We start from the raw sequence: 22379 nt of genomic DNA, 5'->3' as shown, positions 1-22379 counted from the left end.
CATAATCAAGGACTCCGAATGCGCAATATCGAGCAGTACCCCATCACCAAGGAAGAGAAAATCGCGGCTGTCGACGCGGCGATCAAACGCTTCTCCGACGATAAGGCGGTTGGAGGCATCACCGCGGTCGCGCTTCGCGCTGTCCTTGAAGACCTTAAAACAAGCAGCGCCATCGTCGCCGCGACGACCAGAGAAACCTGATGCTTCTCGAGTTGCCGATCATCAGCCAGATCATCGCATTGATGCCCCGGGACGACACGCCGAGCAGCGTCGTCGTCCGCGACAAGGGCGTGTTCGAATTCACCGAGGCAGACCCGAAAGAATTCGCGCCAGCGGTGATCATGACCGAGCGCATCGGCAACCGGGAGCCGGCCACGGTCTACTGGAAAGAGGGAGATTTCTGGGCCTACTACACAGGGGGCGTGCCAGGGGTCGATGCGGACGAAGCGCAAATCGCCAAGGCGGACGCCTTCAAGTGGCATTGGTTCGCCTCCGTCATCGCGCCTGAAAACTATCTGTTCAGCCACTTCACGTCCGGTACTTTCGGCGGGTTCCACTCCGAAGTAGAGACGATACCCAAGCGCGACCGGATCATAGAAAACTACCGCGATCTCGTGGTCGGCCGAATGCAGGAGATGTTCGCGGACAACGTGAGGATCGTCGACGGCGCACTGATGTTGAAGGTGAAGGAGCCCGCGTATGGACTCTACATCCGCAATGGCGCGACCAAGAAAGCACCGATGGTAGAGTGCTATCCGACGCAGGCAGCTGTCTCACCCAAGGTCAGCCGCGGACTGAACAACGGACATCTGTTCTCGGCTCTGGACTGGGACGGACTGAGCGATGCCGCGCGCATTTTCAGGAAAATCGCGCCGGCCGCGGCGGTCTCGCCTGACCCGCCGAAGATGGACATATTGATGCCGGAGGCATTCACGTCCGAGCATTTGACCTACAGCGCCCGCTCGCTCGCCTTCATGGCCTATCGCGGAATGGGTGCGCGCACCATAGCCGAGCGCCACATGGCGGATTACGGACTGCTATACGAATTGTTCGAGCACCAGGCGAATGTGCCGGGGATCGTCGACAGATTGGTGGACGTGATGTCGAGGGTGGTGCATCTCGCGGATTTGGAAGACCGCTTGGCGTGGGAACTGTTCCTGGAAAGATACGACAACGCGCCGATTTCGATCGCGTTCTGACTCAGGCAGCCAACGTGTCGTGGTGAAGGCCATTCAGCCTGAAGCCCTCTGAGATTTTCCGAGCGAGACGAGAGAGCGGTTCGGCGTGGCGATTTCCCAGCGTCACTGCCGAGTATTCCCTCAGTCGAACGTAAATCGAGAAACCGTCGCCGAGGATTTTTGCTTGCTTGAAAGACCAGTCTTCGCGGGAGTGGTCGGAGGTACGGTGGCTGTCATCGCTGCCGCTGTCCTTGGCTAGGAGCCTGGACATCCTTACCTCGGCTACAAGACGGGAAGCGGCGGCCGTTGCATCGGTATCGCAACCGAAATCCGAGCGCATCGCCTCGGCGCACTCGCCGACCGCCAAGGCGATGTCGATGATGTTCGACATGAGCCGGAAGCTCACGCTGTCGCCGCCCGGGAAAGGACCTGGATTGAGGTTGTTGTCCCGCACGACGTCCTCCCCGGTTGGCGTAATGGTCAGGCGGTGGCTTTGGTGATGTAGTCGATGGCAGCGCCGACCGTCAGGAGGCCGTCGGCCTGGTCGTCGGCGATTTCGATCTCGAATTCCTCCTCGAAAGCCATGACGAGTTCGACGGTGTCGAGCGAGTCAGCGCCGAGGTCGTCGATGAAGGAGGATTCGTTCTTCACGGAATCTTCGGCAACGCCGAGGTGGTCTACGATGATCTGCTTAACGCGGCTTTCGATATCGCTCATTTATGTCTCTCTTTGACTGGAGGTTGATAACTCTTGATGATCATTGATCGGGGTAAACCGGAACGCAACCGAAATCAGAGACTTCGCGGACGGAAGACGATTTTCTTCGGCGAGGGTTCCTCAGGGCGCGGCGTCCACTCGAGGAGGCGGACGCGGGGATCGAGAACTTCGAACTCGGAAGGATGGGCGTCGGGGGTGGCCGGGCCGTTCGCCCAGCCCATTTCCACGAGGAGGCGCTCGGAATCCTTGATCCGCACGACGTGGATGCTGCGACCGTCAGGCAGATCAGGAGGCGCGTCGGTCATGATGGCGACGCCCCGCATCCGGGCGTGCTGGAGGAGTCCGTACACCCTTTCGAGCATGGAAGGCTTGAACCCGTCGAGGATGGCGACACTCATTGCGCCCTTGGGCGTGGCCGGGATCGGCATGGCGTTCATCTCGAGTTCGATCTCCGAGACGACCATACGCCGAAGGCGGTGGTATCCGACATTCCCGGGACGGATGCGGACGATACCGATCTTCCGCTCGCGGATGATCCGTTGGACGTTCCAGGGATTGTCCTCTTCCGCCTTGATGGGAGGAAGGATCGCGTTCAGGTCTTTGACGAGTTCGTCGTGAAAATGTTCCATGTCGGCCGGAATTACACCCCTTCCGACGAAGGAAGAAATCCAGGTTTGCATGTCGTTCTTCAAAGACATCGGCATCCAGTAGCCGTTGGAGCCGTCGTGGCTCCATTCTTCGGTTGCCAATTCGTGGAACCGTGCCGGCTCGGCGACTTCGACGATGAGATCGGTATCGAGTGGCCGATGATCCCGTCGGCCCAGGAACCGCGCTGCCTCTACGACCAGTCGCACCGCTTCGAGCATCCTGTCTTTGTCACGACCGTCGGGCTGTTGCGAGCGGAGATAGCGCATCGCGGATTGGACGACATGGACCCCATGGAGTCCATCGTAGGAGGACGTGTATGGAGAGTAGGACACCCCATACATTCGTCCCTGGTTGCCGTTCGCGTCAATGACGATCACGTCGTCGGATCGTCCCGTCTTTTCCGCGAGCTTCTGGATCATTGGCCCAGAGGCACCGTCGTCGAGGTGGTCGACGAACACGAGACCGCCGCCGGCCCATAGGACGCTCTCGGAAAGGCCAAGCATCGCGGCGAGGCGATCTCCGTTTTTTCCAAGCACGGCGAAGTGGTTGAGATAGTCGTCGAGCGTCGCTTGAACCGCGCGCGGGACACCGTCGACATCCGGAACGTATCCGATCAGGCCGCGCAGATGCGGGCTTTCGGGAGGCTTGACGGCAATCCGGGAGGCAACGGCCTGCGGGGCTGGCTCGGCCGCGGCGCTCATCGTCGCCCAGTTGCGGAAGCCGTTGGCGACGGCCATCACTTCATAGGCCTGGCCGAGCGAAACGCTCGCGCCGAGTTCCTTGAGTTTAGCTTGCACGGCGCGCGCGCGGCGTTTCGGGCTGCCGTCGACAGCCGCATTAGAATTGTTGCTGGTCATTCCATGTCTCCGTTTCGATGCCGGGCATGCACGTCGAAGGGTCCCCGTTGCTCCGTCAGCCCGTTGTGATCGATTGGATCATGGGTTTCGAGGGCGTTTCAGTCTAAACCGCTTTCTCCATGCCCTTGCGGGCGGGGACGAAAGGCCGCGGCGGCCGATTGCCTTTGTATTGGGTTCATGCAGATAAAACAAGACGTCGATCACGTTTTTAATTTTGGACTTCAATGCGTCTCGGCCATTTGTTACTTGTTCGGTGCCGACCCATTGTCGAGGCGGAAACGGAGACTTACACGGACATGAGCGATTTTCTCCCCGAGGACATCACCGACACGGCGGCGACACCAGAGGGGCGTGTGTTCGCGGCCTGCGTGGCGCTAGCTCGCAAGGGAACGCCAAACGAATTCCCGCTGCAGGTAGACGAACTCGTAACGGCTGCATGTGTACCCGCCAACGGCGCGCAGCCGCGCCTCGTCACCAAACGGCTCAGCTTCGAGGTGCCGATCCAGGTCGCTTCCGACCGGCATTTCGCACTGCACGAGCAGAAAATAGAACACGAGGGCGACGGCTCATCTGCATGCACCGAGGTCAGGGACATCTGGGTAGACGGTCCTCGCGCTTGGGAGAAGACGGAGCAGCACCACAAATCCCAGAAGGACCCAATGGCGTATCTGCGGTTACTCGCGGTGCAGTGGGCAAGCAGGGCGCTGGAAAAGGCGCTTCAGCGATCAGACACGGCCAGAGCGTTCGACGGCATTCCTGACACCGTGCGCAATGCGCTGTGGCGTATCAGTTTTCAGGTAGACGGCAGTGACGCGATGATGACCAGACAGCTCAGTGCCATCCCCCGGCTCGCGATCAAACCGTCCGCGGTTTGGGGCGCGAAAACCTTTCTCAATATCGCTGCCGTCGACGGCAAGATCAGCGATGACGACTGGAAGGGTCACCTCCTGTCCTTTCAGCTCGCAGATATCGCCGAAGCGCAGGCGGTGAGGGATGCGCTCGTCGTTCGGCACTGCCCTGGATATGACGACACTGTGAGTTACGACTGGATGGACGTTGGCGTTCTGTCTGTCGGAGCAGGCCCGATCAAGGCCATCCGTCAAGAGGAAGAGGAAAGCTCCGTCGTCAAGGGGCTGCGGGCGCTTGGCAAAGCGCTGAAGAACGTCGGCCTGATGGATCAGGACGACAAGGGAGATTTCGAGGTGGCGGACGTGGAGGGCGGCCCGTATCAGCGCCTGTTCCGCGAGGTGATCGAGGCGGTCTCACAGAAGAAGCCATCCGGTTTTAGAGACTTCCTCAAGAGCGAGGGCTGGGAGTTCGACTTCTCGCCGCTGGACGTCGCGAACGCCAGGGACAGCCTCGAGGCGAAGGCGACGAACGAACGCCGACCCAAGCCATGACGTCAGCGCGTAGCCACGCTATGCCGTGGCTACGCGGCCCTCCTCAAATCGGCGGACACCAGAACGCAGGCGCTTCGGGCGTTGGTGTTGGTTACCAGCATCAGGAGAAGGCCGAGCGCGACAGCGCGTGGTATCTTCAACTCGCCGGAAGCGAGCGCGCGGTGGGTGCAAACGTCGATATCGAAAAGCTTCTCGAGGTCTGCGGCGATCAAACCCGTGACGGCAACCGCAGCCTTGTACTCGTAGGCTTGCATGGCAATTCCATTCGATTCGCAGTCTATTGTAGAAGTTGGAATGTTAGGCCTGCCTCATATCTTCGGTGTCGATAGACCGACAAATCGTGTCGAACGGGCGACATTCACGGCGGTGTCACGCAGGGGCAACCCGCGGGAGCGCGTCCGCAATAAAGAAAATCCGGTTACGGCTTCGACAAAGGGCGCGAAAATCATCCGCGCCCTTTGTCGAATTATGGCGTCTTCAGGAAGATCACGTCAGCCCAGTAGTTGGCCTGTGACGCACTGCTCGGGAAAACGCCCGTTGTCGCAGTGCCGCCATAGGAGTACGCGGCACCGGTGGCCGTAAGTGGTCCGTTGACGATCGATCCGCTCGCGAAGCCGCTTTGAGTGCCGACATAGTATCCAGTCGAGTGGTAGGACGCGACATAGACGGTGTTGGCCGTGATGCTGACCGGGGTTGCGAAATAAACCGTCTGCCAGCCGGTCGCGGTCGTGTTGGTAAAGCTCGCGGTGGCGAGCTTCGTGCCGGTGGAGGTCCAAAGATCGACAACGTTCTGGCCCTTGTCAGACACACTGCGATAGAACTTGATGCCCGCCACTTTCCCGTCGACGTTCGCCTTGAATTTCACGCCCACACTCAATTGGGAGCTGTCGTTGTAGGTGGCCGCCGGCACCTGCGAAGACGTGAAGAGGCTATAGGTGTCCGCGACAATCAGCGTGTATGTGGCTTTCGCCTTCCTCTGGTCCCAACCATCCGTGACCCAGACTTCAATTGGGAACTGCGTTTCGTTGGCATAGGTGGAGGCAGGCACTGTGCCTTGGATCGCGCCTGTCGTGGTGCTGTACGTGAAGCCGGTTGGCAGGCCGATCACTTCGTAAGTTTTCGTTCCGACGGCGTTCGAGGACGCCTGATTCATCGCGGCATAGGTGACGCTTTGAGTTATGGCCGTCGTCGGCGAAGCAACGCTCGCCGTTAGAGCGTCATTTACAGTCACCGAGTAGGTGAATTGCGCCGTGCGTCCGAAGACATCTGTCACCGTTATCGTCACGTTCGTGACTGCGGCTGTCGCCGCCGTTCCCGAAACGACCCCTGTGGCGGCCGCTATCGCCGTACCTTGCGGTGATGTGGATGCCTTATAGGTCAGTTTACCCCATGTGTTATCGAAGACCGGTGCCGCGATCGAAACCGAATCGCCGACGCGGTATTTGTAGGCATTCGTCTGGCCAGCCGCCGCAGACATCGCGACGTCAGGCTGGATACCGAAGACGAATGGGGTCGTGGAAGAGCCGCCAACCGAGTTCGATACCGAAACCACCATGTCGTCGAAGTAGACGGGCGACGTAGGCGTACCCGAGATCACGCCGGTCGTGGCGTCGAACGTCAATCCTGTGCCTGTGAGGTCCTTGTTGATCGTGTAAGTCGCCGGGTAGACCCAAGCCTGGTTCTTGACGCTGTCCTTGACCGTCGGAGTGAAGTTGAACGCAGTGCCCACGGTGCCGAAGGCCAGTTTGTTGCCGGTGATGTCGCTGATCACCGGCTTGGCGGCGATCGGGTTGACGACGATGGAGAAGGCGTTCGATGGCTGCCGGTCTCCGAGGGAGTCGACGCCGTAGACGACGTAGTCCGGGTTGGTTCCAGGGGCGGCCGTCGGGGTGCCGCTGATTTCGCCCGTTGTCGGGTTCAGCGTCAGGCCGGCCGGAAGCGTCTGCCCAGCGGCCATTTCGTAGGCCACCGCTCCGATATTGTAAGCGGTGTCTATCTTGACGGTTCCCGCAGCCCCCTGCGTGAAGGTCGCGATCGTCGGAGCGACGAGCCTCAGGTACGGAATGATCTGGACGTGTACCGGTTTCGACGTGACGCGGTTGGTGTCGTCGGTGACGAAGAGGTCGAAGTAGAAATCGTCGACCGCCTGGAACTTGCCCGTGATGACGCCTGTCGACGCTGCGAGGCTCATCTGCTGTGGGTAATTCGTGGCGATGTCGTTCGAGTAGAACCTCACATTTCCGAACGTATTGTCGGTCGTCGGGGCCGCCGTCGTGAAGCTGTAGCCAGGCTTGGTCACGATGTCGGCGACAGACATCACGATCGGATCGGTGCTCAGCACGACCTTGAAGGTGATCTCTAGCGACGCCGTGCGTCCCATGACGTCGGTGCCGTGCGCCGTGACCTTGTAGCTGCCCAGCTTGTCGCTGTAGCCGGCAAAGGCGATGCCGTCCGCCCCGACCGTCGCGGTGATGCCAGCGGGAAGGGCTGACCCTCCGCTCAGGCTCCAGGACTGCATCTTTCCGTAGGCCGCGTTTTTGGCAAACGGAACAAGGTTGGCGTTGCCGTCCGGTACGATGACAGCCTTCGGGTTCTGCGCTGCCGCGAGTTCCAGCGGCAAGACGGCATCCACCGTGATCGTGACGGCCGGGGCGGTCGCCTTGTTGTAGGCGATGCGCGTCGGGTCGCCCATCTCGAGATAGCTGTTTGCGTGGGTGTCGCTCGCGGTCGCGACGATGCCGGCGAAGGTTCCGGTCTTCGAGGGAATGCCTTTCAGCGTCCCGTCCTTCGTGTCGAAAACCAGCGCGTCGAGCGGTAGGTAGTCGTCCGCGACGGAGGTCGGCAGCGGCTGTGGAAATCCGTTTATGGTGTACTTCACCACACCCGATGAGTCTGTGAGCAGCGAGAAACTGTCGCTTGGGGTCGACCAATTGTAGCCGATCGGATTGTCCTGGAGATCGTAGTTGCGCATGACGAGCGTTCCTGGAACGTCGCCGCCGATCGCCCACCTGATCTTGCCCATGGCGTATTTCGGCCGCGGGAAGGTGATGTCGACAGGCTGTGCCGCCGCGAACTGACGCGAGGTGAACTGGGTCTGCGACATCGTCTGGAGTTCGAGCGGGGGCTTCACGCTTGCAGACAGCCGTACCGGGCTGCCGGACGGAGCATAGAAGCCGCGCCCGTCGGAGTCTTTCACCAAGACGTCGACGACGTACGTCGTTTCGGCCGTGTCGTCGATGCGGCCGTAGAACTCGCCGGTCGCCGCCGAGATGCTCAATGAGGAGGGAAGCGCAGCTGGAGAAGAAGAGAAGACCGGTGTGCCGACGTAGTTCTTGACCACCAGGCCAGGCGTCTGGAAGGTTTCTCCTGCCCTGACCGTTACGGCGGGTATGCCCGTGACCGGCTGCACATACCCCTCAAGCGTCGATTTGACGACAACGGTTGTGTCAGCGTGTTCCCCATCCGCATCGGTGGCGCGGACGGTGACGGTCCATTCGCCGAGCGTTGCAGGGAAGCCCGTCAGGATGCCAATTGAATTGATCGACAGGCCCGAAAGCGTATCCGGGTCGCTGCCGATGATCTGATAACCGACCGGGGTGCGGTAGGACCCCTTGAGGACCACCGCATGGGCGCTGGCGTCCGTCGAGTTGAGGGTGTAGTTGCCGGTCTCAGAGTCGTTGAGCCGGAAGGTCACATTGCCGCCCGTTTCGACAGTGAACGGATCGCGAGACGTGACGTTGATCGTGAACGGGCGAGAGGACGCCGTGATCCCGGAACCGCCACTGTCGGTCGCCTGAACCACGATGCCGCCGTACTGACCCTCGGTGACGGCGGTCCGTCCAACGATGGTGCCTGAGGTCGCATCCACGCTCAGCCCGTCTGGCAGAGGGGCTGAGGACGGCGAGAGCCGCCATGTCGCGGTGCTACCCCAGAAGCCGGAATTCTTGGTCGGCTTGATGGCGAAGTTCGCGGCGTTGGCGATGCGTGGAAGATCGTAACTGTCGGCCGTCGTCACCCGTGGGTACGGGTGGACAGCCAAGTTGAACGTCCCGACGCCGTCACGCCCCTTGGAATCCTTGAACCGGATCGACACCGGCCCGTTGAACTCGGCGTTCGGATTGCCAGAGAGCTGGCCATTGGCCGGATTGAAGTCGAGGCCAGCCGGACTGTCCGGTTCAGTCGAAACGAACGTCGCGGTTTTGATGCCGCCGATGAACGTGCCGGTGACGGGGTTCGGAACCGGACCAGAGAAGAACACTGGGTCCTCGCCACTCGAAGCGACGCCGGAAACATTGGAGTGAACGAGACCGCCGGGAAGTTCGACGGCGGGTGTTGGCCAGTCGGTGACCGTGACGTGGAAAGGCTGCGAGCTGGCGCTCGAGCCGTCGCTGTCCGTCGCGGTGATCGTGTAGGGACCATAGGCGCGCATGTCGGCATACGGAATGTTTGCCGCGGCGGTGAGTGCGCCGGTGTCCTGGTCGAAGGAGAGCCACGACGGCAGGGGCTCGTCGCCGGTGATGGTCCAGTCGATCTTCAGCTGGTCGGCGAGCGCAGGTTGCTTGACCCCAAACGCCGTCCTCTGCTGCTCGTTTGGCATTTCCACGACGACGGAGACTTCGTTTGTCGCCTCGGCGACCATCGGGTCGCGCTCGACGACTTCGATGTTGAAAGGCTTCGACGAGGTCGTGTCGCCGGAGTAGTCCGACATCGTCAGCTGGAACGGGCCGTAGGTGCCAACGTCCCAGGTCGTGCCGCCCGCCAGCGTGTTTCCGGAAAACCGCAGCGTGTCGGGAAGGTTACCGGACAAGGAAAGGACCGGTTGCGGTTTGTAGGTGGTAAGGTCCGGAATGACGGTGTTCGCATCGTACGCGAAGGCGTGCGAGAACGTGTTCTCGTAACGCTTCATCGTCAGCGTGCTTGGAACCTCGTTGAGAGTGAGCGGGCCGTGGGCGTAGACGCTCAGCTTTCCGACGTTCGAGTTGCCGTCGCCGTTCGATGCCTTGAAGCCGATCTGGTATGGCAGAGCCTGGGTGGAGACGGTGCCGGCAACGGCAAGTGACGCTGGATTGAAAGACAGCGTCGGGAGCAGCGTTTCGCCGTCGTTGACAGAGACAGACCACGGATCGATGCCGCCAGTCAGGGTCAATTGGCCGTTGTAGGCCTGTCCGACGCGGATGTGACGGTCCTGCGCGGGCGTGGTGTCCGCGAGCGTCAGTCCGCTGTTCTGGACCTCGACCGTGTATTTGCAGGTCGTCGAAACTGTACCTTCAGGGTTGACGACGTCGATCCTTACCTCGACCGGACGCGCCGAGGCAGCCTTCATGGGAGTGCCTTCGTAGTAGCCGCTGTCCTTGTTGAGTGTCACCAAGTCGGGAAGCGTTCCGGAGACAAGCGTGTACTGTATCGTGCCCTGAGCACCCTGCGGCGTGGGGACCTTCGTCTTGATGGTCTTGTTGGTGTACCAGGTGATCGGATAGCCACTGGTCGGGCTGCAGGTCGGCTGCGGGTCGGACGTGCCGAATTCGAACCAGTTGGAAAATCCGACCGTGTCATCGGAATCGATTGCCTTGTAGCGCACCTTCGCGGTTTGGAACGGGTCCTGGACGTTGCCAACGACCCTCAAGTCGGAGGCGATGTCGTTCGAAGCCACGGTGCCCGGTAGGGAACCAGGCGAAGCGACTTCCAGGAAATACCTGACATCGCCTGGCTTGCCGATGGCATGATTGACACGGTCCCTCGACGGCGCGCCGAACGAAAAGTCGTCGCCGCCAGTCTGGCGAAGTGGCCTCACGTCGTCCGCTATCGCCGGGAAGGTCGGCCCGTCTTCCACCAGGTATTGGCCGAAGTAGGTGATCACCGTCTCGCCCATGTAGTTCTGGCCGGTGATAAGAACGGGGTAGTTGCCTGAGGCAGACGGCGTGCCGTCGAAATTGCGGCCGATAATCGAGACCCCGGGCGGCGTGGCGTAAAGGCGGGTCCACTTGTCGACCGTGATGCCCGCTGGAACGTCGAGCTGCTCGAACTTGTACTTGCCCGTATGGGCATAAATATCGACCGCCTTTGGCTCGCCGGTGATCGTCACGACGTCAAAGGTCGCAGAAGCTGAACCGATCTCGCGAGCAGTGGTGTCTGTACCGACTAGGTTGACCGTGACCCGCGTCTGCTGGCCAGTGGCTTTGCCGGAGAAGGTGAGGGTCGCCGGATCAAAGGAAATGCCAGCCGGGAGGGTTCCGGAGACGATCGACCAGTTGTCGTCCTGCCATTCGGGCTTCATCGGCAGCTTGGCGGAAAACGGATAGCCGAGCGCGGCGACGTAGGACGCCGTGATGTCCTTTTGTTCGGAGCCAGGCGTTTGAGAGACGCCGAGATCGTCTTTGTAGCGAAAGATAAACTTGGAGCCGCTTTCGATAGCCGCCACAGACGTTGAGAACGGGAACACCGTCACCACTGCGGACAAAAACGCCCTCAAAGCAAACCTGAACATGCCGGACTCCACGTAGAAACACACATAGCGCAATCAGAATACTACCTTCGATAAAAACCAACATCAAAATCGCCGGTATATCGACCCAAAATTGGCCTGATGGCGTGACAGAATGCAAGACGTCGGTTGGCCGATAATGGTCTTTACCGGCCAGCGAAGGTGGAGTGTTGGGTGGTTTGTCGCCTCGACGGTCGATCAATCGTAGTCGTCATCCTCGGTCTTCGAATGACTGGGAATGGCAATGACGATTTCAGTAGCAGAAACAGGCTTCCAAAGCGGCTTCTGCAAGCGTAAACACACCAGGCAATTCGAATGCAAGACGACAGTATGGAGTGAAGCTGTGAGCAACAATCCCGGAAAGAAGGGCAAACCCGCTCCTTGGGTGAAAAAAGAGAACGAGCATCGGCGTCGCGCTCTTGAGGAATATACTCGTGCGAACCATCCAGCCTACGACGAATGGCGGAAGAAGCGCACCGAGGCGGCGAACATGATCCGAATGGAAGCAGAAACGAAGCATCCCGGCGTGGCTGGTGTAAGCGACGCCATCAAAGAAACGGACAAGAAGGTGGGGAAATGGGACAAGCAAAATCCTACCCCGCTGACTTGGGAAGAGAGCAGGCGACTGGAGGCCGAGTTCGACGCCCAATATGAACGGCCAGACTTCTCCTAAGGGCTGGACATTCCCTTTCGTTATCTGGCCTCGTCTGGGCGAGATGAGGCCAGATGCAAACATGGAGGCTGCCGCCCGAACGGCACCGTGCTGGTGTCTGGCGGGGCAGAGCCATAATCTGGAGACAACGACGTTTCCGAGGGCTTCCGATGCGTTTCTCCGTTCCAGTGAAATTCGACCTTACCGCAACCAGGATCGGTGGGGAGCGCAAGCAAACGACACAGGCCTTCAGCTTGGTGGACGTCGACATACCGGAACTGAACGATGACGAGGCTCCGGTCGTTCTTCAGTGGGAGCTGAAGTCAGATGACTTCAAGTTCCCCGAACTGGGGGTCGCCAACAGGATCGGTGCAGCGCCGCGAGGCACTCCGATGCATGTCCGCAAGCACGGGGAAACGTTCCTCCGCCCGGTCACGAGGATGCGCGCCAACAATGCCTTGAGCGGCGACAACTTCGGAGACGACGTCTCTTTCCTGACGGGCGACAGCGTCGAAACCATGCTCGCAAACTTCGAGGACGGCAGCCTGTTCCGCAGCGAAATGCCCGGCGATGCGAACCAGAAAAGACTTAAACGGAACGGCGGGAACGGGTTTGCCGACTTCGAAACGGTCGAAACGCACAATTTGGACAGTCGGGCTGCGTATGCGAAACGCACGGTGAGGAACATGAAGCTGATCGATGGCATCGTCTACGAGGCGTGTCCAGAGCCGCAAGTCATGACCATCATCACCAAGATAGAGCTAGCCGGTGCGGTCGAAACAGGCGCTTTCGCAGTGGTGACTATCGGCGCACATCCGTTCCAGTCAAAGAACATGCGGGAAGAAACGTTCGCCGTGGAGGACTACGAGAAGGCCATGGATCGGGTCCGCCGTTCCAACAGTTCGCGAAACCTCAAAGAGAGCCTCTCGAGGATCAACGAGGGATTCCGCCCGGCTATAGACCAGGTGGACAGCATCTATGCGGACGACGTCGCCTGGATGCGGAAGGTCGCGAGGATTGCCGGTCGTGTCGCTGACGGTTTGCGCGTGAAACCGCTCGGCGAAGTATCTGAGGAGCTTATCCACGGGTACCAGAAACTGCACGCTTCGCTTCGCATGCCGGAAGCGGAAGAGCGCTTTTCGTTGATGGCGCAGGGCCTATCCGAGATCGCCGAGACGGAGGGCGAGTTTTCTGAACTGGCAGGGGAAGCCCTCGGAATACTTGATGACAGACCGATGGCCGTTGCCATCAAGCAGGAGCGGACATTGGGGCGCTGAAAGCCGCCCCATGGAGCAGCAATTGTAGGAGAAACAACCGTTGCGCGCTCGAAGAATGCCAAAGAGCGCCCTGCGGCCTATGGAGGAGGGTCGAGGCCGTAGCGTCGGTCAAGTCATCGGCGGCCGCCCGTCGTCTCGTTATCGGCGCGGCCCCCGCGAGTTAGTCTCCTCGCGCGGCTCGTCCTTGATCACCCCAAGTTTACGTCCAGCGCGCCGGAAAAGGTCATTGATATCGTCCCCAAAAAGGGACTGATACTGCTTCGCCGTTGACGAAGTTCCAGAAACCCTGTCGTCTAATCCCCGCGTCTGTCCCGTGGTTAGAAGCTCGAACCCCCACTCCGTCATGAACGTGACTTTCCAGCCACCATTGAGTTCGTACGGAGTTGAATAAAGACCTAGCTTGATCAACGGATTGACGACCTTGTTACTCAGGCCTTTACGATCATATCCCAATGGAATCAGCCACTCGTCACGCGAGATAGTGGAGGGCATTCCGGGGTGCTTCGGTCGCATTATAAGAACAAGTGACTCTGACGGTGGAACCTCATATAAACGGTCACTTCCCGATGTAATTTCCCATCGCCAAGCGGATTAAATATATTTGCTGCCGGGGAAGCGATGGGATGTCTATTTCACCCATCACTCTTTTGGCTGTTCTTTGGGTGGCACTGAATGATGGATCGGCACCCAGTTCCAGCCCCGCCTTGAAAGCCTTTTCCATCAATCGAGCAATTGAACCAGGAGCGTCGGTGTTGTACCCTTGCTTGATTTCGTAGGACAGCTCCCTACCAAGCTCGCGGAAAACATTTTTCCGCAGTGATGCCTCGGCTATTTCGCCCAAATCAAGCGGGTCACTCAGGTTGCGCCTCGTAGGCATAAACTTGCTCCATTGTCAGTCGCTAATCTTTTAAACGAGATTGGCGCAATCTCGAAGTAAATCAACTTATGGCCGTTCTACAGACAGTCGTAACATGCCAGCGCCGTTCACTGCGCTGTGCCGTGATATTGAACAAATCGAGGATCGAACCATTGGCCGATAATCAGCATTATCGGCCAGCGGTTAGTCGAACATGCAGAAGGACTGCCCGATGCTTCGGTCAACGACGTTCGCCACTTTCCAACTCGACATCCTGTCTGTGATCTCCACGGCCGAGCCTTTGCGTTCGCCACGGCTGTTGGCGTTGGCAGTAGAAGGCTTTGGTTCGTAGACCCACAGCATCGGCTTCCCATCGCCGCCGCAGGTTGGTTTGGCCACGATAGCGCCCTCATGCAACACATAGGAAAACTGCGCGACTTGCTTTGGAAGAAGGTCTTTGAGCGCTATCACATCGACGGCCTGCGAGGGCCGCGATTGTGAAAATGCAGCCAGGGTGATGGCCGCGACGCATGTCAGCGCAAGCGCAGCAATTCGTCCAACGGGTCGAACCCAGTTACCAAGACCGTTCTGGAGCGTTTCAGTCGAGCCTGCAGATGTCTGGGGAGACACGAGCGCAAGTTGCTCGTCCAGCCATGCGTTTCGACCTTTCTCCAGCCATTGGCCTTGCCTGAATTTCCTCCGAAGGCGATCGACATTGGAACCGGCCGGTTCGCCGAGGACATGCTTTGCCGCATTGTCGACCGACGAATAGCGGCACTCAATTATGCCTTTGGCCATCTCGGCGAGAAGAGTTGTGTCGTCGTATCCGCGCTTTTCAGTCATAGTGAAATCCTTCTTTAGGAACACTACGAGTTTGAAACGGCACACATGGAAGCGTCTAGGACAACGAGTGTCCAAAATGGACTTTCGAATTTTTATGAACGCCTCAGAGTGCGCGTATCCAACCAAAGTCCTGATCGCTCGACATACAGCGTCTTCCAATCTATCCACGAAGCCAAGATAGCGAAGAATACCAAGCCGATGCGGCTCAAACATCGACACTTTCAGGGACATGCTACATGGTTCGCATCAGCCAATGCCGGAACCCCCTGTCATGAGACACACCTGGAAATTCCCCGCCCTCGTAAGGGGCATCGCTCCGAAATCAGGTGAAGAGCGACATTGCCTCGTTGCCGGATCGGCTGAGTTCGAAATCCGTGAAGTCGATATCTCACGGATGCCTATGGCATTCAAAGCCGAACGCCATGAATTCGCGTTCCCCATAGAATACCGTCTCCTCGACGGAGTCCTCTACAAAAGCGAGGAAGACTACGACGACTTCGAAAGGGAAATGGACGGCGAAGACCTCATGGCATACGGAAGTTCGATGTTCTATCGAAGGGTAGCCGACGAAATCATCGACATCATGAAGTCTGGCACCGTCATACCATGGCCCATGGACGCGCACCTGAAACGGGACAAGGGAGCGCGCGACTTGGAAACGACAGGGGTTGTCCTATTACCCGGCGGTGAAAGTGACTTAGCGTACTGGCGGAGCAAATTCGGGGACGCTCTTGCGAGGATCGTGCTTTCTGACGGACGGGTCTGGACGCGCGTCGGCGAACCGGTGTTTTGCGTCAGCAAATCGAAGGGCGTCAACGCCGTGCATATGTACATCGACGACGCTTCGATCTTCACGGAGAAGAGAACCGAATGGGGAACACGACAGACTGCCACCAGTGCAGGCGGCGGAGCTTACCGCATCTTCTCAATCGCAGACCGTGCGGCCGCATTGCGATGCCTCGACGCGATGGCCGCTGATCTTGGAATTCCAGGAGAGGAACTGGACACGATAGAAATATTCATGCCGGAAGCCGTTTCCATGGACATCGACCGTCTCGAGATGGACAGACTGGCGCGTGTGTGTGTCGCCCACATAGGCAAGGCCTTCACCAAGGTCAAACCAGGTGGAGGGGAAACGCTTCTCGAAATCGCTCCGTCAGCGCTCGTGATGAGGTGGGTTGAACTCAAGGAACTGTTGAAAAGCTACCGTCCCACCGACGGCATCCCGGAAACCCTCGAGACACAATTCAACTCGCTCATCACGGAAACTGACGCGTTCGCCGGAGACTACGGCCCGGTATTGATACCGGAAGCACTAAGGAACGCGATATCGTACTCGCTCGACCGATGGGACAACAGGGTTATCGACGTGGGTGCCACGGCAACCTTTGCGGCGGGATAACCACTTCCGGACGACGAGAAAATCGGTGACGATAGAAAGACCATGACGGAGAAATCGATGACCAAATTTTTCTGCAAAGACCGCCTGTCCGGCGAACGGGCCGAGGTCGACACACTCGAAGAAGCGCTCACGATCGGCGAAGAGTGGCTCGCCGACCACCGCAACGAAGCGCAACACGATGGCGAGTGGCTGAATGACGTGGAAGACCTGACGGTTGGGTTAGTCGCAGACTCCGGAGACGAAGAAGACGACATCGTTACGCACAGGGCAACCTTCGTCGGGACCGACGAAGAAGGCTTCGATTGCACCATCCTCCCCGTGCCGGTCGCAGTCGCTGCCCCTGAGGCCCCGCAGTGCAAGTAACCGCGACAGATGCAGAACTAGAGGCGCTAAGAACCAGAGTTGCCGCACTCGAAACCGAACTCGCGGCCGCTAACAAGAAGATCGAGGAAGACCGTCAGGCTTCGGCCGCTACAGCGCGTCGCCCGTTCGGCTATGTCGTGGAACTCCGCCGTGATCAACCGTGGCCGGGCATTCGCTGGCGGCGCAGCCGCGTCATCGCGTCGAGAGACGAGGCCGAATGGTGTGCGTCCGAATGGCTGAAACAGGTCGAGGGATGGAAATTCATGAGTGGTTCGACCACGGAAATCATTCCGGTATACGCCGGCTTCCCCGCAGACATCGTTTTCGTCGCGAATGACGTCGGAACGCAGCTGAAGAAGACAGCCAGATGTTCAGCGTCAATCCTTGAGCCACTTCTGCCACATCTCAAGGAGGCAGTGTCTGCCTCCTGCGACGCTTATCGAACGCCGCCCAAGGTAGCTAGTCGCCGATCCATTCGTCTAGCATTGCGTCGATCGTAGCATAGGACTCTCTTCCACCGTCCATCAGATGAACGCTGAAAGGACCAGCCCTGTACTCGGCCGGTCGCACGTAACCGAATTTCCTGTCGCCATCCAACCAAGGTGCCGACTTGACGGCGACCTGATCGCCGGAGGTCTCGGAAAAGGCCTTCTTTTCTGCAGCCTTCAGGATCGCGATCTTGTGGGCGCTGATCAGCATTCATTAACTCCAAACGTCTTGCGCGGCTTTTTTAGCCCCGATTCCTGGGGCTGGCAATTACCTAGTTTTGACACCGGGGGAGACGGTCATTACTGTCCAACGAACATCGAGGACGACATGGACGACAATACGAAAAAAGCCCTTAATTCATTTTCCGAAAGGGTTGGCTTGAAGCCGTGGATTTTGGGAGAGGATGGCCGCACCCCCGTCAGAACGGACATGGCCGGATATATGGACTGGGCGGCCAAGGTCGGCGGCTTGTCTGTACGCGTGGCGACGGACGACATCGACGGAACAACCGTCTCGACGGTGTTTCTGGACCCGATGTCGATGGCAAGAGACGACAATCGCCAGCCGAAGCTTTTCGAAACGCTGGTAACCGATCCCGAGGGAAACAGCGGTATCGAGTCTCGCTACCGGACATGGGAAGAAGCCGAGCGTGGTCATGCGGAGATCGTCGCCGGGCTAAGGCCACTTCCCCAGCCCATGGCCGGTCCAAAGCGGTGACTTGTCGGTTCGTCTCGCACCCCTGAAGCGAGCCTTTCGCAGCGATAGGCGTTGATCGCCAGCGCTACGCCACCTATATCCCCGTCGAAGAAAAAGGAGGCGGGGATTGGGTCGAAACGTCAGCGAAGAACAGAGGGAAAAGGTACGCGTGCTGTCCGTGCTCCTGTCCGAACAGTATCCGGGAGCGTTCCCGCCGGGACGGGTGGCATTGGTGCCGCTCAAGATCGGAATCCACCGTGACGTCATGGTAAGGCACCCGGAAATCGACCGACTGACGGTCAAGAACTTCTTCGTTTTCCACGCCTACTCGAAGCCCTATCTACAAGCCTCCAGCGTGGCCGGATCGGCGCGGCGGGACCTCGACGGGAACGAGGCGGGGATCGTCACCGAAGAACAGGCGCAGGCAGCCCGTGACGCGCTGGCGAAGATCGGCAAGCGCAAGAAGAAGACGGCATCCTGATCGTCAGCCGATGGCCTTGAAAACACGGTCAAAGCCACCACATCTTCAGGGTGGCCGGCGGCGGACGAGTCCGATCGCCAACCGGGTCAGGTCTGGAAAGAAGCAGCCCCAACGATCCGTAAGCGGGTCGCCGTCCGGTCACCAATCATCCTTCTCCTTTTCACAATGCCGCCTTACCATCGCGGCAAAGGAGATATCGATGTCCAACATTTCCGGAACCAGCTTAACGTCAGAGCAGATCGCCAATCGCACCAACGGCCTGAGGCGGCACGTCGACCTCAGGATGAAGAAATTCGCTTCCGACACCTTCAGGTACAGGGACTGCGAATTTCCGCCAAAAGCCCTTCAGGCGCGGCTCGAACTGTCCTTTGTCGACATGGTCGCCAAATTCCACGCGGCCTCGGTTCCGTCAGTCGAGGCGGCCGACGATCTCGAGCAGGCGATCGAACTCCTCAACCTCAACATCGAAAAGGCGGACTGGAGTTTCCAGAGGAGCGTCGACCCGGAAGGGCCGGACCAAAGATGGGGAGAGCGGACTGTCACGAACGATTTCCCCAACCGCTACTCGATCAAGAGCTTCGAGACCTATGTCACGCCGACGGGATTCGGATTGGTCGGCTTCGACAAATACGGCGACAGGGGTATGGTCATCGACCACTCGAACCATCCGTCAGAAACCGGCAAGCACCATGCCAGGCCGCAGTGGCCGGCGGTGCCAGAAGGGACGCCGGGCGCGCATTCCGTGGAGAAAATGATGGAACTCGTGGGTGAACTCGCGTTGGAGGTCCTCGCCGAGTACGAACTGCCGGAAGATCAGCTCACGGTCATAAGCGAAGTCGTCGACGAAATTCCGATCAAGATGTCGGAAAGGAGACAGGATGGAACGGCAAGCGCAAACGCGACCGCCGTTCCGAAAATGTAGTCCTACTTCCGGTGATAGAACCTGTGGTAGGCACGGACCTGGGCTGCGGCCGCCGAGCTACTGACGAAAGACACGCCGATACGCGATCCTTTCACCCAACGTACGACAGCGTCGATGTTGCCGAGCTCCGTGCTTATGATGGACACCAAGCAGCCGCGCTGGCCGAAAAACGTGTGTTCGAGATCGAGGCACATCCCAGACGTGGACAGATCACGGACCGTGCCGCGGTCAGTGCGGCCTTTGAGGTCCACGACAATGGGTATTCGGGTCCGCATCCTCGGCGCTCGCCTGGCTTCACCAGAGGACGTCGAGGGATTTGCAAGCTGTGCTAATGCCATCTTATGTCAACCGAGTTCTAGGTATTCTATGACCCCATTTCGCACGCCGGATTCTAAGTGTTTGTGAACCGGTTTGTTAAAACTTTATTGATTAGCCCGATAATCGTCTGTTTTCCCCTTTGACGAATAGATTATTTCATATCTATCAAACCGAAGAACTCGCTATTCGACCTGAGGTCGCATAATTTAAGCGAATGCTTGAATTAGGAATTGTTAAATTGGTGAACTCGATGTCGGGCTGAGGCTTGTCGCCTTGGCATGTTGGAGATGGCAATCCGAGACAAGTTCTCCGCCACCATGCGGCGAGAAAAAGGTGGATATCGACACCTACGATCCGAGTGTCAGGTGGTCGGGAAGAATGGAGTTACGTAGCGGAAAACATCCATCCTTCAAATGTTTTCAAGAAGTAGGTCAACCACTCTTTCGAGGGCTTCAGCGAAACGATCCGCGCGCGGGGGAAACTACTCTCGAAATTCAAACAGATGGAAATTCGGCAACTCCATTCGTTCCGCGCCACGCCGTGAACCTTCTTCCATGCAGGCCGTGGCCGTAGCTTCACGGTAGAACCAAGGGAGGATGTCCTATGAGCAACACCGAGAAGTCGATCGTCTTGACGTGGCGCAACGAAAACTATGGCCAGGTAACAGGTGCCGTGGCGTTCCGCGCGACGATAGACCCGTACCCGTCAGAGGCGGCGAAGGCGCGCGTCGTCAGGGCATACAAGTCGGCCGGATTCGAACTGCATTCCGCACGTCAGGCATGGCTCGCACCCGAAGCGGTGGAATCCATTCCCGCGACGCTCGTGGAGAAGCTGGAAGCGCTCGGCTATCAGGTCGCCCACCAAGGCGTTGTCCCCGATATCATCGAGCAAGAAGCCAAGGCGACGATAGCACCGGCCGCAGGACCGAAAATGTAAAAAGCCTGAAACGGGTCAGGCAGCCCAACGGGCGGCCTCGGTGGCCGCCCTTGACCACCTGTCGATGCCGATCAGGTCGAAATCTTCGTGCTGGACGAGATAGGCCTTCGCGTTTTCCTCGCCCATGTCGCCGATGAGGTCCACCAAGCACTCCATCCCGTAGGCCTCGTCGTCGTCGAGCCTTTCGCCGTAAGTCAGGCATTCCTCGCAGATGACCTCGCCGTCGACGACGGTGGCGCTATCGGCCATCGTCTCGCAGTCACAACGCTGGCAACCGTGACCGAGGCCACCTTCGATCCAGTCGGCGGGTCGGACCTCGTCGGGTGCCCTGCCGTCCCACAGGGGCATGCGACGGACGGCGCTGCTCGTGAATGCCGGGCGCTCGTCCAGGGACAGTCCCGCTCCGTCGCACCACTTCGCGAACGCCTCTTCCGGCGTATTCGCGCTGATCGGCTGCCAGTTGAACTCGCCAGGCGTGCCAGCTGCCCACATCGGCGGCAGAGGCGGCGCGCTGGCGATGATGTCGGCGGCGCTAGCCGTGGCCAGTGGGGCGGCTTTCACTGCCGTAGCAAGGGGCAGCGCGGCGACGCCCGCGAGGCTTCCGAGGAACGAGCGCCTCGACATCTGGATGGCCATGGGAAGACTCCAATTCTTAAACGGAGTCTACGATAGAGAGGAATACGCCATCCTGTCCACGGCAAAAGAGAGAGTGTCGGGCTATCGTGATTCTAAAAAACCGCCTTGGTTTCGTCCCCGGCCAAAATTGGTCGATCTCAAGACGGATCGGGAGCAGACAGGGAAATCGGCGCGCGGAGCGGGCGGTTCACCCAACGCTCGAAATGCCGCTCGAAATGCCGCTGGAGGTAGCGTTCGCAAGGATAGCGGCCGAGCTGCGGGTTGGGGTGCCTGCATATGGAAAGCATCGACGACATCAGGTCCTCGACCGCATCGGCATCCACAGTGTTGTCGCGCGCGTTCGAAAGATGCCGCAATTGCTTGGCCATGGCGAGAAGGTCGTCGACTCCTCTCTCCTTTTTCAGCGTGTTTAAAATCGTGCTGGCCAGTATGCCGGCGACGCGTAGTAGTTCCCGCTCCTCGTAGCCTTCCGAAACGGAGAATGGTTCCATGTCGAGGACGGCCAATTCCTGGTCGATCGACGGTTGGGAGCCGAATTCGGACGACAGATCGGAGGCGAATTTGATCGCCGCATCCAATGCCGTCAACGGGAAGAGATAGTCTTCCGCTCCATGCCAATTCCGACGGCTCCTCCAGTCGGTCTCCGAGTTTTCGAGATACAACACCACGGAGCGTTGCCGCAATGTTACAACGATCTGCGGAAGCGAGGTTTCACACCAGATATGGCCGTCGACCACGACAAAGGAGGCGAGATACTCCTCGAATCTTCTCTTCCAATGATCGGTGTAGAGCGCGAGATCGCCATCGGGGACAGTCCGGACTTCTGCGGACATGGCCTCGACGTCCAGATCATGCACACCGGAGCGCAGGCGAGCGCCGAAATCCTCCGGCCACACGCGGCGACGATCCCGGAGGGCTGAGAGGTTGTCCCTCAGCTCGTCCCAATGCGCCCAAGTCAGGAACGGTTCAGCGGGGTTGACGAGTTCATCGAGGAATTTCAGGAGGTCGTCCGATCGATGGATGAACGCTCTGTTGTTCCATCCGAGGAAGTTCGTCGTAACGATCTCCCTGTGCCGGGTGTATTTTACCGTCGCAATCTCCGAAAGATGGGTGCGGGAGAGATGCGGCACCACGATATCCGCCTCGCGGAGAACGACGGCTGGCCGGGGCGTTTTATGCCTTGGCGGCAACGCAGACGGCAGAAGGACTGGGAACTTGACGATCATC

At 59.0% G+C, this 22379-nt stretch carries 23 protein-coding genes and 1 other RNA gene; 13 read left to right on the top strand and 11 right to left on the bottom strand.

All coding sequences use genetic code 11. The features are described from left to right. Positions 1–18 precede the first annotated feature (18 nt). Together FHT76_RS03410 and FHT76_RS03405 are read left to right on the top strand one after the other, a co-directional pair. Positions 19–201: a hypothetical protein gene (locus tag FHT76_RS03410; protein WP_259184300.1), complete on the top strand. Its 183-nt coding sequence runs from the start codon at positions 19–21 to the stop codon at positions 199–201. Next, the gene (locus FHT76_RS03405) at positions 201–1199 is read left to right on the top strand and encodes a hypothetical protein (protein WP_259184298.1); all 999 of its coding nucleotides are present in this window, start codon (positions 201–203) and stop codon (positions 1197–1199) included. Before FHT76_RS03410 ends, FHT76_RS03405 begins: the two co-directional genes overlap by 1 nt. Position 1200: 1 nt before the next feature. Here FHT76_RS03405 and FHT76_RS03400 read toward each other — a convergent pair whose 3' ends face one another. The 3 genes from FHT76_RS03400 to FHT76_RS03390 all read right to left on the bottom strand — a co-directional run bounded on the left by FHT76_RS03400 (position 1201) and on the right by FHT76_RS03390 (position 3400). Further along, on the bottom strand, positions 1201–1632 hold the full coding sequence (locus tag FHT76_RS03400) for a hypothetical protein (RefSeq protein WP_259184297.1): 432 nt from the start codon (positions 1630–1632) through the stop codon (positions 1201–1203). A gap of 26 nt (positions 1633–1658) precedes the next feature. Next, entirely contained in the window at positions 1659–1895 is a 237-nt protein-coding gene (locus FHT76_RS03395; protein ID WP_259184296.1) for an acyl carrier protein, read from the bottom strand. Between the two features lie 74 nt (positions 1896–1969). Then, positions 1970–3400, bottom strand: coding sequence for a glyoxalase superfamily protein (locus tag FHT76_RS03390; protein ID WP_259184295.1), 1431 nt, complete (start codon positions 3398–3400; stop codon positions 1970–1972). Positions 3401–3696: 296 nt separating this feature from the next. On the opposite strand from FHT76_RS03390, the gene FHT76_RS03385 reads away from it, so the two are divergent. Continuing rightward, positions 3697–4800 carry a hypothetical protein gene (locus FHT76_RS03385; protein ID WP_259184294.1) on the top strand — a complete coding sequence of 368 codons (1104 nt, stop codon included), beginning with the start codon at positions 3697–3699 and terminating at the stop codon, positions 4798–4800. A gap of 29 nt (positions 4801–4829) precedes the next feature. Here FHT76_RS03385 and FHT76_RS03380 read toward each other — a convergent pair whose 3' ends face one another. Further along, a complete protein-coding gene (locus tag FHT76_RS03380) occupies positions 4830–5054 on the bottom strand; it encodes a hypothetical protein (protein WP_259184293.1) in 225 nt (74 codons plus the stop codon). Positions 5055–5266: 212 nt separating this feature from the next. Next, positions 5267–11284 carry a putative Ig domain-containing protein gene (locus FHT76_RS03375; protein WP_259184292.1) on the bottom strand — a complete coding sequence of 2006 codons (6018 nt, stop codon included), beginning with the start codon at positions 11282–11284 and terminating at the stop codon, positions 5267–5269. A 241-nt stretch (positions 11285–11525) separates the two neighbouring features. Here FHT76_RS03375 and FHT76_RS03370 point away from each other — a divergent pair, with 241 nt between their 5' ends. Beyond that, positions 11526–11954: a hypothetical protein gene (locus tag FHT76_RS03370; protein ID WP_259184290.1), complete on the top strand. Its 429-nt coding sequence runs from the start codon at positions 11526–11528 to the stop codon at positions 11952–11954. Positions 11955–12103: 149 nt separating this feature from the next. Beyond that, complete coding sequence (locus FHT76_RS03365; protein ID WP_259184289.1) at positions 12104–13210, top strand: hypothetical protein; 1107 nt, start codon at positions 12104–12106, stop codon at positions 13208–13210. 556 nt (positions 13211–13766) lie between these two features. On the opposite strand, the gene FHT76_RS03360 is transcribed toward FHT76_RS03365, so the two are convergent. Both FHT76_RS03360 and FHT76_RS03355 read right to left on the bottom strand, forming a co-directional pair. Beyond that, on the bottom strand, positions 13767–14087 hold the full coding sequence (locus tag FHT76_RS03360) for a hypothetical protein (RefSeq protein ID WP_259184288.1): 321 nt from the start codon (positions 14085–14087) through the stop codon (positions 13767–13769). A gap of 183 nt (positions 14088–14270) precedes the next feature. Beyond that, complete coding sequence (locus tag FHT76_RS03355; protein ID WP_259184287.1) at positions 14271–15140, bottom strand: hypothetical protein; 870 nt, start codon at positions 15138–15140, stop codon at positions 14271–14273. Between the two features lie 40 nt (positions 15141–15180). Between FHT76_RS03355 and FHT76_RS03350 the strand changes: the two genes are divergently transcribed. The 3 genes from FHT76_RS03350 to FHT76_RS03340 are packed head-to-tail and all read left to right on the top strand — an operon-like array spanning position 15181 to position 17174. Beyond that, the gene (locus FHT76_RS03350) at positions 15181–16311 is read left to right on the top strand and encodes a hypothetical protein (protein ID WP_259184286.1); all 1131 of its coding nucleotides are present in this window, start codon (positions 15181–15183) and stop codon (positions 16309–16311) included. A 57-nt stretch (positions 16312–16368) separates the two neighbouring features. Beyond that, complete coding sequence (locus FHT76_RS03345; protein WP_259184285.1) at positions 16369–16674, top strand: hypothetical protein; 306 nt, start codon at positions 16369–16371, stop codon at positions 16672–16674. After that, a complete protein-coding gene (locus tag FHT76_RS03340) occupies positions 16665–17174 on the top strand; it encodes a hypothetical protein (protein ID WP_259184284.1) in 510 nt (169 codons plus the stop codon). Before FHT76_RS03345 ends, FHT76_RS03340 begins: the two co-directional genes overlap by 10 nt. Here the strand turns inward: FHT76_RS03340 and FHT76_RS03335 are convergent. Beyond that, positions 17134–17373: a hypothetical protein gene (locus FHT76_RS03335; RefSeq protein ID WP_259184283.1), complete on the bottom strand. Its 240-nt coding sequence runs from the start codon at positions 17371–17373 to the stop codon at positions 17134–17136. The genes FHT76_RS03340 and FHT76_RS03335 overlap by 41 nt on opposite strands. On the opposite strand from FHT76_RS03335, the gene FHT76_RS03330 reads away from it, so the two are divergent. From FHT76_RS03330 to FHT76_RS03315, 4 genes are all read left to right on the top strand, one after another. Next, complete coding sequence (locus FHT76_RS03330) at positions 17356–17880, top strand: hypothetical protein (RefSeq protein WP_259184282.1); 525 nt, start codon at positions 17356–17358, stop codon at positions 17878–17880. The two genes, FHT76_RS03335 and FHT76_RS03330, sit on opposite strands and share 18 nt — an antisense overlap. A 106-nt stretch (positions 17881–17986) precedes the next feature. Continuing rightward, the gene (locus tag FHT76_RS03325) at positions 17987–18340 is read left to right on the top strand and encodes a ProQ/FinO family protein (protein ID WP_259184280.1); all 354 of its coding nucleotides are present in this window, start codon (positions 17987–17989) and stop codon (positions 18338–18340) included. Positions 18341–18389: 49 nt separating this feature from the next. Next, positions 18390–18486, top strand: an RNA gene (gene ffs / locus FHT76_RS03320) — signal recognition particle sRNA small type. Positions 18487–18539: 53 nt separating this feature from the next. Continuing rightward, positions 18540–19262, top strand: a complete 723-nt coding sequence (locus tag FHT76_RS03315) for a hypothetical protein (protein WP_259184279.1) — start codon at positions 18540–18542, stop codon at positions 19260–19262. A gap of 2 nt (positions 19263–19264) precedes the next feature. Here FHT76_RS03315 and FHT76_RS03310 read toward each other — a convergent pair whose 3' ends face one another. After that, positions 19265–19600: a PilZ domain-containing protein gene (locus FHT76_RS03310; protein WP_259184278.1), complete on the bottom strand. Its 336-nt coding sequence runs from the start codon at positions 19598–19600 to the stop codon at positions 19265–19267. 583 nt (positions 19601–20183) lie between these two features. On the opposite strand from FHT76_RS03310, the gene FHT76_RS03305 reads away from it, so the two are divergent. Continuing rightward, complete coding sequence (locus FHT76_RS03305; protein WP_259184277.1) at positions 20184–20516, top strand: hypothetical protein; 333 nt, start codon at positions 20184–20186, stop codon at positions 20514–20516. Positions 20517–20531: 15 nt separating this feature from the next. Here the strand turns inward: FHT76_RS03305 and FHT76_RS03300 are convergent, their stop codons facing one another. Both FHT76_RS03300 and FHT76_RS03295 read right to left on the bottom strand, forming a co-directional pair. Further along, positions 20532–21152, bottom strand: coding sequence for a hypothetical protein (locus tag FHT76_RS03300; RefSeq protein WP_259184276.1), 621 nt, complete (start codon positions 21150–21152; stop codon positions 20532–20534). Between the two features lie 137 nt (positions 21153–21289). Further along, on the bottom strand, positions 21290–22378 hold the full coding sequence (locus FHT76_RS03295) for a hypothetical protein (protein WP_259184275.1): 1089 nt from the start codon (positions 22376–22378) through the stop codon (positions 21290–21292). Between the last annotated feature and the right edge of the window lies 1 nt (position 22379).

This window comes from Rhizobium sp. BK176 (assembly GCF_024808055.1).
Note: the sequence above shows the minus strand (reverse complement) of the source record. Positions and strands in the feature narration are given on the sequence as shown.

What these genes read in the sequence shown, in the direction of transcription:
- FHT76_RS03375 (WP_259184292.1), bottom strand. Translation starts at nt 11,284, where the DNA reads ATGTTCAGGTTTGCTTTGAGGGCGTTTTTGTCCGCAGTGGTGACGGTG.
- FHT76_RS03345 (WP_259184285.1), top strand. Translation starts at nt 16,369, where the DNA reads ATGACCAAATTTTTCTGCAAAGACCGCCTGTCCGGCGAACGGGCCGAG.
- FHT76_RS03405 (WP_259184298.1), top strand. Translation starts at nt 201, where the DNA reads ATGCTTCTCGAGTTGCCGATCATCAGCCAGATCATCGCATTGATGCCC.
- FHT76_RS03390 (WP_259184295.1), bottom strand. Translation starts at nt 3,400, where the DNA reads ATGACCAGCAACAATTCTAATGCGGCTGTCGACGGCAGCCCGAAACGC.
- FHT76_RS03365 (WP_259184289.1), top strand. Translation starts at nt 12,104, where the DNA reads ATGCGTTTCTCCGTTCCAGTGAAATTCGACCTTACCGCAACCAGGATC.
- FHT76_RS03355 (WP_259184287.1), bottom strand. Translation starts at nt 15,140, where the DNA reads ATGTCCCTGAAAGTGTCGATGTTTGAGCCGCATCGGCTTGGTATTCTT.
- FHT76_RS03300 (WP_259184276.1), bottom strand. Translation starts at nt 21,152, where the DNA reads ATGGCCATCCAGATGTCGAGGCGCTCGTTCCTCGGAAGCCTCGCGGGC.
- FHT76_RS03360 (WP_259184288.1), bottom strand. Translation starts at nt 14,087, where the DNA reads ATGCCTACGAGGCGCAACCTGAGTGACCCGCTTGATTTGGGCGAAATA.
- FHT76_RS03315 (WP_259184279.1), top strand. Translation starts at nt 18,540, where the DNA reads ATGTCCAACATTTCCGGAACCAGCTTAACGTCAGAGCAGATCGCCAAT.
- FHT76_RS03295 (WP_259184275.1), bottom strand. Translation starts at nt 22,378, where the DNA reads ATGATCGTCAAGTTCCCAGTCCTTCTGCCGTCTGCGTTGCCGCCAAGG.
- FHT76_RS03380 (WP_259184293.1), bottom strand. Translation starts at nt 5,054, where the DNA reads ATGCAAGCCTACGAGTACAAGGCTGCGGTTGCCGTCACGGGTTTGATC.
- FHT76_RS03310 (WP_259184278.1), bottom strand. Translation starts at nt 19,600, where the DNA reads ATGGCATTAGCACAGCTTGCAAATCCCTCGACGTCCTCTGGTGAAGCC.
- FHT76_RS03350 (WP_259184286.1), top strand. Translation starts at nt 15,181, where the DNA reads ATGAGACACACCTGGAAATTCCCCGCCCTCGTAAGGGGCATCGCTCCG.
- FHT76_RS03305 (WP_259184277.1), top strand. Translation starts at nt 20,184, where the DNA reads ATGAGCAACACCGAGAAGTCGATCGTCTTGACGTGGCGCAACGAAAAC.
- FHT76_RS03385 (WP_259184294.1), top strand. Translation starts at nt 3,697, where the DNA reads ATGAGCGATTTTCTCCCCGAGGACATCACCGACACGGCGGCGACACCA.
- FHT76_RS03370 (WP_259184290.1), top strand. Translation starts at nt 11,526, where the DNA reads ATGACGATTTCAGTAGCAGAAACAGGCTTCCAAAGCGGCTTCTGCAAG.
- FHT76_RS03335 (WP_259184283.1), bottom strand. Translation starts at nt 17,373, where the DNA reads ATGCTGATCAGCGCCCACAAGATCGCGATCCTGAAGGCTGCAGAAAAG.
- FHT76_RS03395 (WP_259184296.1), bottom strand. Translation starts at nt 1,895, where the DNA reads ATGAGCGATATCGAAAGCCGCGTTAAGCAGATCATCGTAGACCACCTC.
- FHT76_RS03410 (WP_259184300.1), top strand. Translation starts at nt 19, where the DNA reads ATGCGCAATATCGAGCAGTACCCCATCACCAAGGAAGAGAAAATCGCG.